Origin of the sequence: Rahnella aquatilis CIP 78.65 = ATCC 33071, from assembly GCF_000241955.1 — a bacterium.
Lineage (GTDB): Bacteria > Pseudomonadota > Gammaproteobacteria > Enterobacterales > Enterobacteriaceae > Rahnella > Rahnella aquatilis.
Genome location: NC_016818.1, coordinates 954,203 through 967,711, shown reverse-complemented (window position 1 = coordinate 967,711; position 13,509 = coordinate 954,203). Strand labels below are relative to the sequence as shown.

13 protein-coding genes are annotated in these 13,509 nt (G+C 52.2%); 7 read left to right on the top strand and 6 right to left on the bottom strand.

Features of this window, described 5'->3' with window-relative positions; genetic code table 11:
• Positions 1 to 48: 48 nt before the first annotated feature.
• The 3 genes from glnD (at position 49) to RAHAQ2_RS04420 (ending at position 4,145) form a co-directional block, all read left to right on the top strand.
• Positions 49 to 2,739, top strand: a complete 2,691-nt coding sequence (gene glnD / locus RAHAQ2_RS04430; protein WP_015696089.1) for a bifunctional uridylyltransferase/uridylyl-removing protein GlnD — start codon at positions 49 to 51, stop codon at positions 2,737 to 2,739.
• A 45-nt stretch (positions 2,740 to 2,784) separates the two neighbouring features.
• A complete protein-coding gene (gene dapD, locus RAHAQ2_RS04425) occupies positions 2,785 to 3,609 on the top strand; it encodes a 2,3,4,5-tetrahydropyridine-2,6-dicarboxylate N-succinyltransferase (RefSeq protein WP_013574190.1) in 825 nt (274 codons plus the stop codon).
• Between the two features lie 146 nt (positions 3,610 to 3,755).
• The gene (locus tag RAHAQ2_RS04420; RefSeq protein WP_013574189.1) at positions 3,756 to 4,145 is read left to right on the top strand and encodes a DUF3461 family protein; all 390 of its coding nucleotides are present in this window, start codon (positions 3,756 to 3,758) and stop codon (positions 4,143 to 4,145) included.
• An 89-nt stretch (positions 4,146 to 4,234) separates the two neighbouring features.
• Here RAHAQ2_RS04420 and RAHAQ2_RS04415 read toward each other — a convergent pair whose 3' ends face one another.
• The 3 genes from RAHAQ2_RS04415 to RAHAQ2_RS04405 are packed head-to-tail and all read right to left on the bottom strand — an operon-like array spanning position 4,235 to position 5,822.
• Positions 4,235 to 4,684 carry a flavodoxin gene (locus RAHAQ2_RS04415; protein ID WP_015696088.1) on the bottom strand — a complete coding sequence of 150 codons (450 nt, stop codon included), beginning with the start codon at positions 4,682 to 4,684 and terminating at the stop codon, positions 4,235 to 4,237.
• Between the two features lie 42 nt (positions 4,685 to 4,726).
• Entirely contained in the window at positions 4,727 to 5,506 is a 780-nt protein-coding gene (gene truC, locus RAHAQ2_RS04410) for a tRNA pseudouridine(65) synthase TruC (RefSeq protein ID WP_015696087.1), read from the bottom strand.
• 1 nt (position 5,507) lies between these two features.
• Positions 5,508 to 5,822: a YqcC family protein gene (locus RAHAQ2_RS04405; protein ID WP_015696086.1), complete on the bottom strand. Its 315-nt coding sequence runs from the start codon at positions 5,820 to 5,822 to the stop codon at positions 5,508 to 5,510.
• A 190-nt stretch (positions 5,823 to 6,012) separates the two neighbouring features.
• On the opposite strand from RAHAQ2_RS04405, the gene RAHAQ2_RS04400 reads away from it, so the two are divergent.
• On the top strand, positions 6,013 to 7,251 hold the full coding sequence (locus RAHAQ2_RS04400) for an MFS transporter (protein ID WP_015696085.1): 1,239 nt from the start codon (positions 6,013 to 6,015) through the stop codon (positions 7,249 to 7,251).
• Positions 7,252 to 7,912: 661 nt separating this feature from the next.
• Here RAHAQ2_RS04400 and syd read toward each other — a convergent pair.
• Positions 7,913 to 8,464 carry a SecY-interacting protein gene (syd, locus tag RAHAQ2_RS04395; RefSeq protein ID WP_015696084.1) on the bottom strand — a complete coding sequence of 184 codons (552 nt, stop codon included), beginning with the start codon at positions 8,462 to 8,464 and terminating at the stop codon, positions 7,913 to 7,915.
• 76 nt (positions 8,465 to 8,540) lie between these two features.
• Here syd and queF point away from each other — a divergent pair, with 76 nt between their 5' ends.
• The 3 genes from queF (at position 8,541) to xni (ending at position 11,751) form a co-directional block, all read left to right on the top strand.
• Positions 8,541 to 9,386: an NADPH-dependent 7-cyano-7-deazaguanine reductase QueF gene (gene queF / locus RAHAQ2_RS04390; protein WP_015696083.1), complete on the top strand. Its 846-nt coding sequence runs from the start codon at positions 8,541 to 8,543 to the stop codon at positions 9,384 to 9,386.
• 169 nt (positions 9,387 to 9,555) lie between these two features.
• Complete coding sequence (gene ppnN / locus RAHAQ2_RS04385; RefSeq protein WP_015696082.1) at positions 9,556 to 10,920, top strand: nucleotide 5'-monophosphate nucleosidase PpnN; 1,365 nt, start codon at positions 9,556 to 9,558, stop codon at positions 10,918 to 10,920.
• A gap of 78 nt (positions 10,921 to 10,998) precedes the next feature.
• The gene (xni, locus tag RAHAQ2_RS04380; protein ID WP_015696081.1) at positions 10,999 to 11,751 is read left to right on the top strand and encodes a flap endonuclease Xni; all 753 of its coding nucleotides are present in this window, start codon (positions 10,999 to 11,001) and stop codon (positions 11,749 to 11,751) included.
• Between the two features lie 170 nt (positions 11,752 to 11,921).
• On the opposite strand, the gene rlmM is transcribed toward xni, so the two are convergent.
• Positions 11,922 to 13,028 carry a 23S rRNA (cytidine(2498)-2'-O)-methyltransferase RlmM gene (rlmM, locus tag RAHAQ2_RS04375; RefSeq protein WP_015696079.1) on the bottom strand — a complete coding sequence of 369 codons (1,107 nt, stop codon included), beginning with the start codon at positions 13,026 to 13,028 and terminating at the stop codon, positions 11,922 to 11,924.
• Positions 13,021 to 13,416, bottom strand: coding sequence for a DUF423 domain-containing protein (locus RAHAQ2_RS04370; protein WP_015696078.1), 396 nt, complete (start codon positions 13,414 to 13,416; stop codon positions 13,021 to 13,023). The genes rlmM and RAHAQ2_RS04370 overlap by 8 nt, the downstream gene beginning before the upstream one ends.
• Between the last annotated feature and the right edge of the window lie 93 nt (positions 13,417 to 13,509).

Sequence of the window (13,509 nt, the reverse complement as noted above, 5' to 3'; positions counted from 1 at the left end):
TTTTATCTTTCACGTTTATTGGTCTCTCACGTGTAGGGCTGCGCATCCATGATTGAAAACTTCCCGGTTGAAAAGAGCCTGCTATTGCAAACCACGCAGGATCTCACCCGCACTTTCCCGCCAAAACCTGCCTCCCCTTCTGCCTATCCGGACGACGATTTAAACCGTCAGAGTCTGAAACAGCATATGGAACAATTTCAGGCATGGCTGGCAGATGCCTTCAATGCCGGGCAACGGGCTGAAGAACTGGTAGACGCACGGACGCATTACATTGATCAGTTGTTGCAACGTCTGTGGACGTTCTATGGCTTCGACAATATTCCTGAAACTGCGATGGTGGCCGTAGGCGGCTACGGGCGCGGTGAATTGCATCCTTTATCGGATATCGACGTTCTGGTGCTCAGCCAGAAACGTCTCAACGATGAACAGGCGTTGCGGATCGGTGAACTGATTACATTGCTGTGGGACCTTAAGCTGGAAGTCGGTCATAGCGTGCGTACGCTGGAAGAGTGTCTGCTGGAAGGACTGGCTGATTTAACCGTGGCCACCAACCTGATCGAATCCCGCCTGATTTGCGGCGATGTCGCACTGTTTCTCAGCATGCAAAAACACATTTTCAGCGACGGATTCTGGCCTTCGCCGAACTTTTTCCGCGCCAAGATTGATGAACAGAATGAACGCCATCAGCGTTATCACGGCACCAGTTATAACCTTGAGCCCGATATCAAAAGCAGCCCCGGTGGCCTGCGCGACATTCACACCATATTGTGGGTGGCCCGTCGTCATTTTGGCGCCACATCGCTGGATGAAATGGTGGCCTTTGGTTTCCTGACCAAAGCCGAGCGCAACGAACTGCTGGAATGCCAGAGCTTCCTGTGGCGCATCCGTTTTGCCCTGCATTTGTTGTTGCCGCGCTACGACAACCGTCTGTTGTTTGACCGTCAGCAAAGTGTGGCGCAACTGTTGCAATATCAGGGTGAAGGCAACCAGCCCGTCGAACGCATGATGAAAGATTTCTACCGCATGACCCGCCGGGTCGGCGAGCTGAATCAGATGTTATTACAGCTGTTCGATGAAGCAATTCTGGCCATCGGCCCGAATGAAAAACCCCGGCCGCTCGATGAAGATTTCCAGCTGCGTGGCGACCTGATTGACCTGCGGGACAGCACCCTTTTTGACCGCCGTCCGGAAACGATCATCAGCATGTTCCACCTGATGGTGCGTCATCGCGAAATTAAAGGGATTTACTCCACTACCGTCCGTCTGCTGCGCCATGCACGCCGCCATCTCAAAGAGCCGCTGTGCATGATCCCGCAGGCGCGCGAAATGTTTATGTCAATCCTGCGCCATCCGGGCGCTGTGTCACGCGCGCTGGTGCCGATGCACCGTCACAGCGTACTGTGGGCGTATATGCCGCAATGGGGGCAAATCGTCGGGCAAATGCAGTTCGACTTGTTCCACGCGTACACGGTCGATGAACATACCATTCGCGTTCTGCAAAAACTTGAAAGCTTTGCCCATGAGGAAACCCGGCCGAAGCATCCTTTGTGCGTGGAACTGTATCCGCGGCTGCCACAGCCAGAGCTGTTACTGATGGCTGCCTTATTCCACGACATCGCCAAAGGCCGTGGCGGCGATCACTCGATTCTCGGCGCGCAGGATGTGCTGGAATTTGCCGAACTGCACGGGCTGAATTCCCGCGAAACGCAACTGGTGGCGTGGCTGGTTCGCTGTCATCTGCTGATGTCAGTGACGGCGCAGCGCCGCGATATTCAGGATCCTAATGAAATTCAGCAATTCGCCGCTGAAATGCAGACCGAAGTGCGCCTGCGTTATCTGGTCAGCCTGACCGTGGCAGATATTTGCGCAACCAATGAAACCCTGTGGAACAGCTGGAAACAGAGCCTGATACGTGAGCTGTATTTCGCCACCGAAAAACAACTGCGTCGCGGCATGCAAAACACGCCGGATCTGCGCGAGCGCGTGCGCCATCACCGTCTGCAGGCACTGGCCCTGCTGCGCATGGACAATATTGACGAAGAAGCGCTGCACCGGATCTGGAGCCGCTGTCGTGCGGATTATTTCCTGCGTCACTCGCCCAATCAGCTGGCATGGCACGCAAGGCATCTGCTGGAACACGACTCCACCAAACCACTGGTGCTGGTCAGCCGCCAGGCAACACGCGGCGGGACGGAGATATTTATCTGGAGCCCGGATCGTCCTTATCTGTTTGCTACCGTCGCCGGTGAGCTGGACAGGCGTAACCTGAGCATTCATGACGCACAGATTTTCACCAATCGCGACGGCATGGCGATGGATACTTTCATCGTGCTGGAACCGGACGGCAGCCCGCTGGCACAAGATCGCCATGAAGCCATTCGTTACGCGCTGGAACAGTCGATGACGCAGGCTTATCAGCCACCACGCGCACGACGTCCTTCGCCGAAACTGCGTCATTTCAGTGTGCAGACCGAAGTCAGTTTCCTGCCCACACATACTGACCGCCGGACGTATATGGAACTGGTGGCGCTGGATCAGCCCGGCCTGCTGGCCCGCATCGGGGAAGTCTTCTCTGATCTCGGCCTGTCGCTGCACGGTGCGCGCATCTCGACCATCGGTGAGCGCGTAGAGGATTTATTTATTCTGGCAAATGGCGAGCGTCGCGCGCTGGATAAGCAAACTCGCCAGGAAATCACACGCCGGTTAACCGAGGCACTCAACCCTGGCGATAAAATGTGATACAAGTACCATATCTTTTAAAACCAATTCAGGAAAGAGAACAGGATGCAGCAACTACAAACCGTTATTGAACAAGCCTTCGAGCGCCGTGCAGACATCACCCCGGCTAACGTTGACAGCGTAACGCGCGACGCTATCACTGAAGTTATCAGCAAAATCGACAGCGGCGAATTGCGCGTTGCTGAGAAAATTGATGGCGAATGGGTGACGCATCAGTGGCTGAAGAAAGCGGTACTGCTCTCGTTCAGAATCAATGACAACCAGGTGATGGAAGGCGGTGAAAGCCGTTACTTCGATAAAGTACCTATGAAATTCGCTGACTACGATGAAGCGCGTTTCCAGCGTGAAGGTTTCCGCGTGGTGCCACCTGCGGCAGTGCGTAAAGGCGCATTCATCGCCCGTAACACCGTGCTGATGCCGTCTTATGTCAACATCGGCGCTTATGTTGATGAAGGCACCATGGTTGATACCTGGGCGACCGTAGGTTCTTGCGCACAGATTGGTAAAAACGTACATCTGTCCGGCGGCGTAGGCATCGGCGGCGTCCTTGAGCCACTGCAGGCTAACCCGACCATCATCGAAGACAACTGCTTCATCGGCGCGCGTTCAGAAATCGTTGAAGGGGTGATCGTGGAAGAAGGCTCGGTGATTTCCATGGGTGTTTACATCGGCCAGAGCACCAAGATCTATGACCGTGAAACCGGCGAAGTGCATTACGGCCGCGTACCGGCTGGCTCCGTAGTTGTTTCCGGCAACCTGCCTTCTAAAGACGGTAAATACAGCCTGTATTGCGCGGTTATCGTGAAGAAAGTGGATGCGAAAACACTGGGTAAAACTGGCCTGAATGAGTTATTACGCACAATCGACTAAACTTAAAAATAGCGGGTATTGTTTTAAAAAATAACCCGCTATTTTTTTATCTTCTCAACGGCAAACGGTGCAATTAATCAATGATTAAAGCCGCCGTTCAGTTCATCATGACATTCTGATTTTTTCTCCTAAACGAAGGTGGCGCTATGTATGACAATCTGAAAAGCCTGGGCATTAATAATCCCGACGATATTGATCGTTACAGCCTGCGTCAGGAGGCCAATAACGATATTCTGAAGATCTATTTCCGCAGAGATAAAGGCGAGTTTTTTGCTAAAAGCGTGAAGTTTAAATATCCGCGCCAGCGTAAAACTATCGTTGCTGATAATGCCGGTCAGGGTTATAAAGAAATTCACGAGATCAGCCCAAATCTGCGCTATGTGATTGATGAACTGGATCAAATCTGTCAGCGTGATCAGGTAGAAGTGGATCTGAAGCGTAAAATTCTGGATGACCTGCGTCATCTTGAATCCGTTGTGGCGAATAAAATTTCTGAGATCGAATCTGATCTGGAAAAACTCACCAACGGCCGCTGATAAATTCCGGTCAGAAGATGTAAATACAAAAAAGGTCAGGCTTTCGCCTGACCTTTTTTATAGTGCGCAGAATGGAAAAGAACGTGACGTTATTTAAGCAACTGTCCCCATTTTTCCACCCACGGGATCGCGACCGTTTCCGGTTCAGCAGTTTCCATCGCATCAATTTCCAGCATTTCGCCGATACGCGACGCGCCCTGCTCCTGCAATAAATCATCCAGCTTATGGCCGCCGCCACAGAAATGATCGTAACTGATATCACCCAGCGCAATCATACCGTAACGCAACTCTGGCTGATAACCCACGTTGTCACGGATGGCTGCATACAAAGGCGCGATGCTGTCCGGCAAATCGCCCTGGCCGGTGGTGGACGTTACAATCAGGACAAAGTGATGACGGTAATATTGCCAGGCTTCCAGCGTACCTTCTTCAAACAGTTTCACGTCATGCCCCTGGCCTTTCAGCACGGTTTCCGCTTCTTCTGCCACCAGTAACGCATTGCCGTATACCGTACCGACGAAAATTCCGACTTCTGCCATGGGTTTCACTCCTGTGTGATGCCAATATTTCAATCAAAGGACTTAAATTTGTGCACTATCCTGACGGCAAGTTTCTGCAAACTCAACCCTTTCAAGCTCAGGGATTTTCCCCTGCCAGCCAAACTGCGTCACCACATTTTGCCAGCGATGATCCCAGCGGGCCTGAATCGACAACGGCTCACCCGTTACCGGATGCGGCAATTGCATATGACTCGCGTGCAGCATCAGCCCGGAACAACCGAAATGCTGCGTCATACCACGATTTTGCTTTAAGTCGCCATGAGCGCTGTCCCCGATAATCGGATGACGCAGATGCGACATATGCCTGCGCAACTGATGCTTACGGCCGGTTTCCGGTTTCAGTTCGACCAGGCTATAACGTGCGGTATCGTAACGACCGACAGCCACCGGCATCTCGACCTGTGCCAGCACCCGATAATGCGTGACCGCAGGTTGTGGCGCTTTATCCGGACGGGCAAACTTATCGGCAATTTTATCCAGCTCTTCAGTCAGCGCGTAATCCAGGGTGCCGTCTCCCGGCACATATCCGCGGACCACGGCGTGATACACCTTACTCATCTGGTTATTTTCAAACTGCTGTGACAGTAACCGCGCCACCTCACTGGAAAGTGCCAGCAGTAATACGCCGGACGTCGGCTTATCCAGCCGGTGAACCGTAAACACATGCTGACCAATCTGATCCCGCAAGGTTTGCATCACAAATACCGTTTCATGGCTGTCCAGCCAGCTGCGATGAACCAGCATGCCAGCAGGTTTATTCACTGCGATCAGATGTTCGTCCTGATACAAAATTTCCAGCATGTCAGTCTTCTATGTTCAGCAAATCGTCGAGGCGTTGCAACTGACTCAGCAAACGTAATGCTTCAGGCATCGCCACTTCAAAATAGGGGGTGATAGCAAAACGGGTTGGCAGTGGCGCCTGAGCCTCCAGCAACGCGTACATACGGGGGACCAGCACCCATTGCAACCATTGTTCAGCAGACATAGTATCCACTGAAAACGGCTCTTTGCTTTCAAAGGCTTCCGCTTCCGGCGGCGTGGCGTGCCACAATTTTTCATCACGCATGGCCTGCTCGATATCTTCTAAAATCTGACGAACCTGGTTTTCTGTATTCATTAATCACTCTCTTCGTTCATGGCCCCGGGCAGCCTCCGCCAGGGGGCGCAAAGCATAACATTGAAGGACTGATGCCCCAACTTTCTGCATCCTATCCAATTTATCAATCCAGCCATAAGTTTTTCGTGGTAGCGATAAACGCCCGATACGGGCAAACTACCGCCACTTTTTTCTTTACAGATGTGTCCACATGTCCGCACAACACCCTCAAAAAGCCCATGCAACACCCGCCAAAGCGATGCTGGCCTCCGTAACCGGCTACGCCATGGACGGTTTCGATTTACTGATCCTCGGTTTCATGCTCCCGGCCATTACCAGCGAATTTGGCTTGTCGTCCTCACAAAGTGGTTCACTGGTGACCTGGACACTGATTGGTGCCGTGCTTGGCGGTGTGATTTTCGGGCCAATCAGCGATCGTTTCGGCCGCATCCGCGTACTGACCTTCACCATTCTGATGTTCTCCCTGTTCACCGGTTTATGCGCTTTCGCACAAGGCTACTGGGATTTACTCATCTATCGCACGCTGGCCGGTGTCGGGCTGGGTGGCGAATTTGGTATTGGCATGGCGCTGATTGCAGAAGCCTGGCCCGCTGAAAAACGTAACCGCGCTTCGGCCTACGTGGGTATGGGCTGGCAACTGGGCGTGTTAATGGCGGCCTTCCTGACGCCGCTGCTGCTGGGGATTATCGGCTGGCGCGGCATGTTCCTGGTCGGCCTGCTTCCGGCACTGGCCTCTTTTCTCATTCGTCGTACGATGGGCGAACCGGAAGCCTTTGTGAAAAGCGCATCAGCCAGCAACGACGGCACGCTGTTCAGCCGCATTAAGCGCCTGTTCCGCGATAAAGCCACCACCAAAGCCAGCCTCGGTATTCTGATCCTGTGTTCGGTTCAGAACTTTGGCTATTACGGTCTGATGATCTGGATGCCGAGTTATCTGTCAAAAAACTTTGGTTTTTCGCTGACCAAATCCGGCCTGTGGACCGCCGTAACAGTTATCGGCATGACCTTCGGCATCTGGCTGTTCGGCATGCTGTCTGACCGTTTCCCGCGCTGGAAAATCTTCCTGATTTACCAGATTGGCGCAGTCGTGATGGTAGTGTGTTACGCACAACTGACTGACCCGACGCTGATGTTATTCGCGGGCGCACTGATGGGCATGTTCGTGAACGGCATGATTGGTGGTTACGGCGGGCTGATTTCCGATCTCTATCCGGTGCGTGTCCGGGCGACAGCGCAGAATCTGTTATTTAACCTTGGACGCGGTGTCGGCGGTTTTGGTCCGCTGGTGATCGGCATGCTGGTGGCGCAGGTGTCATTTACCGCGGCCATTACCTTGCTGGCGGCGATTTATCTGCTGGATATTTTTGCCACGCTATTCCTGCTGCCGAAAAAGCAGGGGCAGGATGATGTCTTAGGAGCGATCGGCTGAGGGTGTGGCTGGCGCTTTTGACTGAGAGAAAGGTTTTACAGAGGCCATTGTTATTCACATAAAAAGTTGGGGGCACTGTTTTCACAGTGCCCCCGGTTCGTTTTATAGCAATCCAGCTACCTCAGTGCTCCCTGCTCAATCCCTGAAAACTTTTCCTGCGGTTATCCTAACCGGCTGTCCTTCGCATCGTCCAACTTTCATCCTGACGGGCTATCCTAAATCATCCTGACTCAAATCCCTTGGTCATCTGTGACCCGCTCAGCTTCCTTTGTGAGCTCTCTTCTCCGTCCTGGAGGTGTCCCTGGTTTCATCCTGAAACATCCTGGCATAATCCGATGCCGTCCTGACTCTTCCTGAGTCGTCCCCTTCTTTTATGAATCAGCCATCATCCTGATGTTCTGCTTCATGCTTCCTTTGTGCACGACTAGAATCGTTGATTTCTGCCTTCCCGGCAAGACAGGCTGTAAGCCAAAATGAGGTGATGTAAGCCACTCCACAAACAATAAATAATTTAACTTATTGATTTTAATTATTATAAGTATTTTTATCGATGATTAACTAAGTCAAATTAGCGAGATCTCTTACAGCCTTTGTGAGAGATCTCTCACACGCTTGTGAGCCATTTGTGCTCTGCGGGATGGGGGAGTTCAGAAGATGATAGTCAGGCGGGACAGACAGCGGTCAGCATTGTAAGAAATTCTGATAACGATGGCGAGAGTATAGTTCGTTTTTTACTGCCGAATTGTTCGAGCAGCACATTGCCGGTCACATTGCATAACGAGACCATATCCAGCTCAGAATCGGTGGTCGCCAAAAAAAGAGTGGGTGACAGTTTCAATCGCTTTTGCGTAACCAGATGCCCGATCAGATTTTCCTGCAAGCGGGTGAAATCGTCCTCGCTCCAGACCTGCAATAACGTCAGCGCATTTCCCTGCCAGCTGGCGGTCATATCCCCTGCATACTGCGTGGTGTAAAACGCATGGGCTTCGGGACGCAATTGTAATTCCAGCGCGCGCTCCACATTTTGCAGCGTTGCTTCAGGGATAAATGTCTGCGTCAGCCAGAAGACTTTATCTTCTTCTGTTTTGACCACGCACGGCGAATCCACACCAACAAGGGCTTCGCTGGCAGGTGGCATGCCGGTTTCCTCCTGCCAGAGATCGACATAACGCTGAGTAAATTCACGCAATGCTACAGAAACTTCAGACTCCATAATTCTCTCATCTTCCGGTAAGGCTGGGGTAAACTAGGGATTATTCACTATTGTACCTATTTCTTAAGGTGACAGCATGTCCTCATATCAGGATAACCCCGCCCTGGCGCAACTGACGCTGGGTAAAAGCACAGCTTATGTCGATCAATACGACGCCTCTTTATTGCAGGCCGTTCCGCGCAGCATGAACCGTGAACCCCTGGGTTTATACCCTGACGACTTACCCTTTCATGGCGCAGATATCTGGACGCTGTACGAACTGTCGTGGCTCAATGCAAAAGGCCTGCCGCAGGTGGCCGTGGGTGAAATCAGTCTGAATGCCCACAGCCAGAATCTGATCGAATCCAAAAGCTTCAAGCTCTATCTGAACAGCTTTAATCAGACCGTTTTCCCCGACTGGCAGGCGGTGCAGGAAACGTTAACCCGTGATTTAAGCGCCTGCGCGCAAGGCGACGTCACGGTGACCGTCAGCCGCCTGTCTGAAATTGAAGGTTCGCCGGTCGGGCATTTTGAAGGGACGTGCATTGATGAGCAGGACATTGAAATCGACAGTTATGTGTTCAGCACGGATTATCTGGCCAATGCCAAAGGCGATGAGATCGTTGAGGAAACGCTGGTCAGTCATTTACTGAAATCCAACTGCCTGATCACCCATCAGCCTGACTGGGGTTCCGTCCAGATCCAATATCGCGGCCCGAAAATCGATCGTGAAGCGCTGTTGCGTTACCTGGTTTCTTTCCGCCATCACAATGAATTTCACGAACAATGCGTTGAACGCATCTTCAATGACCTCATGCGTTTCTGCCAGCCTGAAAAGCTTGCCGTTTATGCACGCTATACACGCCGCGGCGGTCTGGATATCAATCCGTGGAGATCCAACTTCCCGTTTGAACCTGCAACCACGAGACTTGTCAGACAATAATGCGAGACGTTGCTCAAGAACTGAGCTAACGCTCTGTCAGCATTGGTAAAAGCCTGATGGCGGGGTTACTGTTAAATCGCATACGGCGCAAAAAACATGATCCGAAAATCATGCGCCGCAATCAGGTAGCAGAAAGAATCATTGCACCCGTTGGTGCCAAGGAGCAACTTTGATTACACATATCAGCCCGTTAGGCTCAATGGATTTGTTGTCGCAGCTGGAAGTCGACATGCTCAAACGTACAGCGAGCAGCGACCTCTACCGCCTTTTCCGAAATTGTTCACTGGCCGTCCTTAACAGCGGCAGCCAGACTGACAGCAGTAAAGAACTTCTCGAACGTTACGAAAGCTTTGATATTAATGTGCTGCGCAGAGAACGTGGCGTGAAACTCGAACTGGTAAACCCACCGGAAGACGCATTTGTTGATGGCCGGATTATCCGCTCACTCCAGGCCAACCTGTTTGCTGTCCTGCGCGATATCCTGTTCGTGAGCGGGCAAATCGACAACGCCGGTCGTTTTCAGCACCTGAATACTGAAAACTCAGCGCATCTGACCAATCTGGTGTTCTCTATCTTACGCAATGCCCGCGCCCTGCATCTGGATGAAGATCCGAACATGGTGGTTTGCTGGGGTGGACATTCAATTAATGAAATTGAATATCAGTATGCCCGCAACGTCGGCAGTCAGCTGGGTTTGCGTGAACTGAACATTTGTACCGGCTGTGGTCCGGGCGCGATGGAAGCCCCGATGAAAGGGGCCGCCGTGGGTCATGCGCAACAACGCTATAAAGCCGGTCGCTTTATCGGCATGACAGAACCGTCGATTATTGCCGCTGAGCCACCGAATCCGCTGGTTAACGAACTGATCATCATGCCGGATATCGAAAAACGTCTTGAGGCTTTCGTCCGCATTGCGCACGGGATCATTATCTTCCCGGGCGGCGTAGGCACAGCAGAAGAATTGCTGTATCTGCTGGGCATACTGATGGATCCGGAAAACAGCGATCAGGTTTTACCACTGATCCTCACCGGCCCGAAAGAAAGCGCCGATTACTTCCACGTTCTCGATGCCTTCATTAAAGAAACGCTGGGTGAAGAAGCCTGTAAGTTCTACACCATCATCATCGACGACCCGACAGAAGTCGCCCGCCAGATGAAACGCGCCATGCCGCTGGTGAAAGAAAACCGTCGTAACAGCGGTGATGCCTACAGTTTCAACTGGTCGATTCGCATTGCGCCCGATTTGCAGCATCCGTTCGAGCCAAACCATGAAAACATGGCGAACCTGAATCTTTATCCGAACCAGCCACCGCAGGAACTGGCCGCCGCACTGCGCCGCGCCTTCTCCGGTATTGTGGCCGGTAACGTGAAAGAATTTGGGATCCACGCTATCGAAAAACACGGGCGCTTCAAGCTACACGGCGATCCGGCCTTAATGAAAAAAATGGACAGCCTGCTGCAAGGTTTTGTCGCACAGCACCGCATGAAATTGCCGGGCAGCGCGTACATCCCTTGTTATGAGATTTGTGCCTGATCGCCTGAATATACGGCCAGTCACACTTCTCAAGCAAATCTAAGGGCGACGCGAGTCGCCTTTATTATGGAGATTATCATGGCTATACATCTGCTGATTATCGATGCCCTGAACCTGATCCGCCGGATCCATGCGGTGCAGGGCTCGCCTTGTCTGGTTACCTGCCAGAATGCCATCGGGCAACTGATCCAACATACACAACCCACCCATGCCGTCGCCGTGTTCGATGAAGACGACCGCGCCGACAGCTGGCGTCATCAGTGCCTGCCGGACTACAAAGCCGGACGTTCACCGATGCCGGACAACCTGTTCGCGGAAATGCCCAGCCTGAAAGCCGGTTTCGAAGCACAGGGCATTGCCTGCTGGCACTCGGCGGGGAATGAAGCCGATGATCTGGCGGCGACGCTGGCGGCAAAAGTGTCGGCGGGCGGCCATCAGGTCACTATCGTTTCAACGGACAAAGGGTACTGTCAGTTACTGGCACCCAATATTCAGATCCGCGATTACTTCCAGAAACGCTGGCTGGATATGCCTTTTGTGCAGGAAACCTTTGGCGTATTGCCACAGCAACTGACCGACTACTGGGGACTGGCGGGGATCAGCAGCAGCAAAATTCCGGGCGTGCCGGGCATTGGCCCGAAAACGGCGGTCACCTTACTGACGCAAACTGGCTCGCTGGATGCACTTTACGACAATCTGGAAGGCGTGCCGGAAAAATGGCGTCATAAGCTGGAGGAGCACCGGGAACTGGCCTATGCCTGCAAACGGGTGTCGACGCTGCAAACCGACGTCGCGCTGGATGGCAATTTACAGCAACTGCGTCTGCCATAAAATGGGTGTAAAAAAGGCGCTTCTTATTAAGAAACGCCATAATCAGATACTCAAAATAATTCGAGTTGCAGGAAGGCGGCAAGTAAGTGAATCCCGATGAGCTTACATAAGTAAGTGATTCGGGTGAGCGCATGCAGCCAACGCATCAGCAACTCGAAGTATGAAGAGTATCAGCGATCACGCTCATCGCGACGCCCGCCAATTGCCGACCAGAAACGACGGATATGCACGGTGACTTCCTCACGATCGTGATAAAGCTGTTTCGCGAAGATCTCCGCATTCACGCCATTTTCTTTCAGACGTTCATCGATGCGCTCAAGAATGTTAGAAACTTCTTCGTAACGCTTTTTCATCGGCAACTTAAGGTTGAAAATCGCTTCACGACACCAGCCGTTGACCAGCCAGTCACACATCAACGCAGCCACTTTCGCCGGTTTCTCAACCATATCACACACCAGCCAGTAGTTCTTGGTGCTGGTAGATTTGTAACGGAAGCCGTCTTCACGCAGATGAATAACCTGACCGGTCTCCATCAGGCTTGGCGCCATCGGACCGTTGTCGACTGCCGTCACCATCATGCTGCGTTGTGTCAGCTGATACGTCCAGCCGCCCGGACACGCGCCTAAATCCACCGCGTACATGCCACTTGCCAGACGTTCATCCCATTCATCAGCCGGAATAAAAACATGGAAAGCCTCTTCCAGTTTCAGCGTCGAACGGCTTGGCGCTTCGGAAGGAAACTTAAGGCGCGGAATGCCCATATAGAAGGGTGAATTATTATTGCTATAGGAATAACCCACATAGCAGCAACCCGGCGCGATAAAGAACACATGCACTACCGGACGCAGCGCATTCTCTTTCTTGCCCAGCACTTTGCATTCGCGCATCGCAGAACGCAGCGGCACTGTCAGTTTGCGGCAGAACTTGGTCAGTTCTTTGCTTTCATTGGTATCCGGCACTTCAACGCGAAGCTCACCCCCGTTGGTGATGACGTTCTGAACCATGCCGACGATCGGAGAAACACGATCTTCCGGCGGTAAATCTTTCAGTAACTCCCCCACCACGATCAACTGACGGGCAAAAATCAGCTCACGGAAGGGCAGTTCCTTAGCAATGCGGTCAGCATCATCAGGCTGATAGCATTCAAACAGCACATAACCGCTGTTTTCTTTGACACGGGCAAAACCGAAGATTTCCATCTTCGCAGCTTTGTCAGTAATTTCTGCTGCGCATTCTTTTTCAAAACCCTGACGGCAGTAGAGAGCAACTTTATTCATGGCGTTCGGCCTTTTTCTTCAGGCGCAGTGCGCCGATCAACAACAAAATCCAACCGACCAGGAACAAGGTACCGCCAATCGGAGTGACAAAAACGAATAAACGGAGATGCGACAGCGCCAGGCAATAAAGGCTGCCGCTGAATAAAACGATTCCCAGCGCCAGAAAAGCGCTGCTCCAGTAGAACCACACATTGCGCTGACGTTGCATCGCAACACCCAGAATCATCACCGCCAGCGTATGAATACTTTGATAAGTTAACCCGGTATGTATCCACGCCAGTTCCGCTTCGCCGAGCGACTGACTCAATACATGTGCGCCAAACGCACCGAAAGCGACGTAGATAAAACCGCTGATCGCGGCGAAGATCAACATTGAACGACTGGTCATTATGTGTTACCTGTTATCGTTATTTGCTGATGAAAAACCTGATTAATCAGTTTCATCAGCAGAATCAGGACGTTCTATCCCCGGAGATCAGGT

What these genes read in the sequence shown, in the direction of transcription:
- RAHAQ2_RS04420 (WP_013574189.1), top strand. Translation starts at nt 3,756, where the DNA reads ATGTATGACAATCTGAAAAGCCTGGGCATTAATAATCCCGACGATATT.
- glnD (WP_015696089.1), top strand. Translation starts at nt 49, where the DNA reads ATGATTGAAAACTTCCCGGTTGAAAAGAGCCTGCTATTGCAAACCACG.
- RAHAQ2_RS04405 (WP_015696086.1), bottom strand. Translation starts at nt 5,822, where the DNA reads ATGAATACAGAAAACCAGGTTCGTCAGATTTTAGAAGATATCGAGCAG.
- queF (WP_015696083.1), top strand. Translation starts at nt 8,541, where the DNA reads ATGTCCTCATATCAGGATAACCCCGCCCTGGCGCAACTGACGCTGGGT.
- RAHAQ2_RS04415 (WP_015696088.1), bottom strand. Translation starts at nt 4,684, where the DNA reads ATGGCAGAAGTCGGAATTTTCGTCGGTACGGTATACGGCAATGCGTTA.
- syd (WP_015696084.1), bottom strand. Translation starts at nt 8,464, where the DNA reads ATGGAGTCTGAAGTTTCTGTAGCATTGCGTGAATTTACTCAGCGTTAT.
- RAHAQ2_RS04370 (WP_015696078.1), bottom strand. Translation starts at nt 13,416, where the DNA reads ATGACCAGTCGTTCAATGTTGATCTTCGCCGCGATCAGCGGTTTTATC.
- xni (WP_015696081.1), top strand. Translation starts at nt 10,999, where the DNA reads ATGGCTATACATCTGCTGATTATCGATGCCCTGAACCTGATCCGCCGG.
- dapD (WP_013574190.1), top strand. Translation starts at nt 2,785, where the DNA reads ATGCAGCAACTACAAACCGTTATTGAACAAGCCTTCGAGCGCCGTGCA.
- truC (WP_015696087.1), bottom strand. Translation starts at nt 5,506, where the DNA reads ATGCTGGAAATTTTGTATCAGGACGAACATCTGATCGCAGTGAATAAA.
- RAHAQ2_RS04400 (WP_015696085.1), top strand. Translation starts at nt 6,013, where the DNA reads ATGTCCGCACAACACCCTCAAAAAGCCCATGCAACACCCGCCAAAGCG.
- rlmM (WP_015696079.1), bottom strand. Translation starts at nt 13,028, where the DNA reads ATGAATAAAGTTGCTCTCTACTGCCGTCAGGGTTTTGAAAAAGAATGC.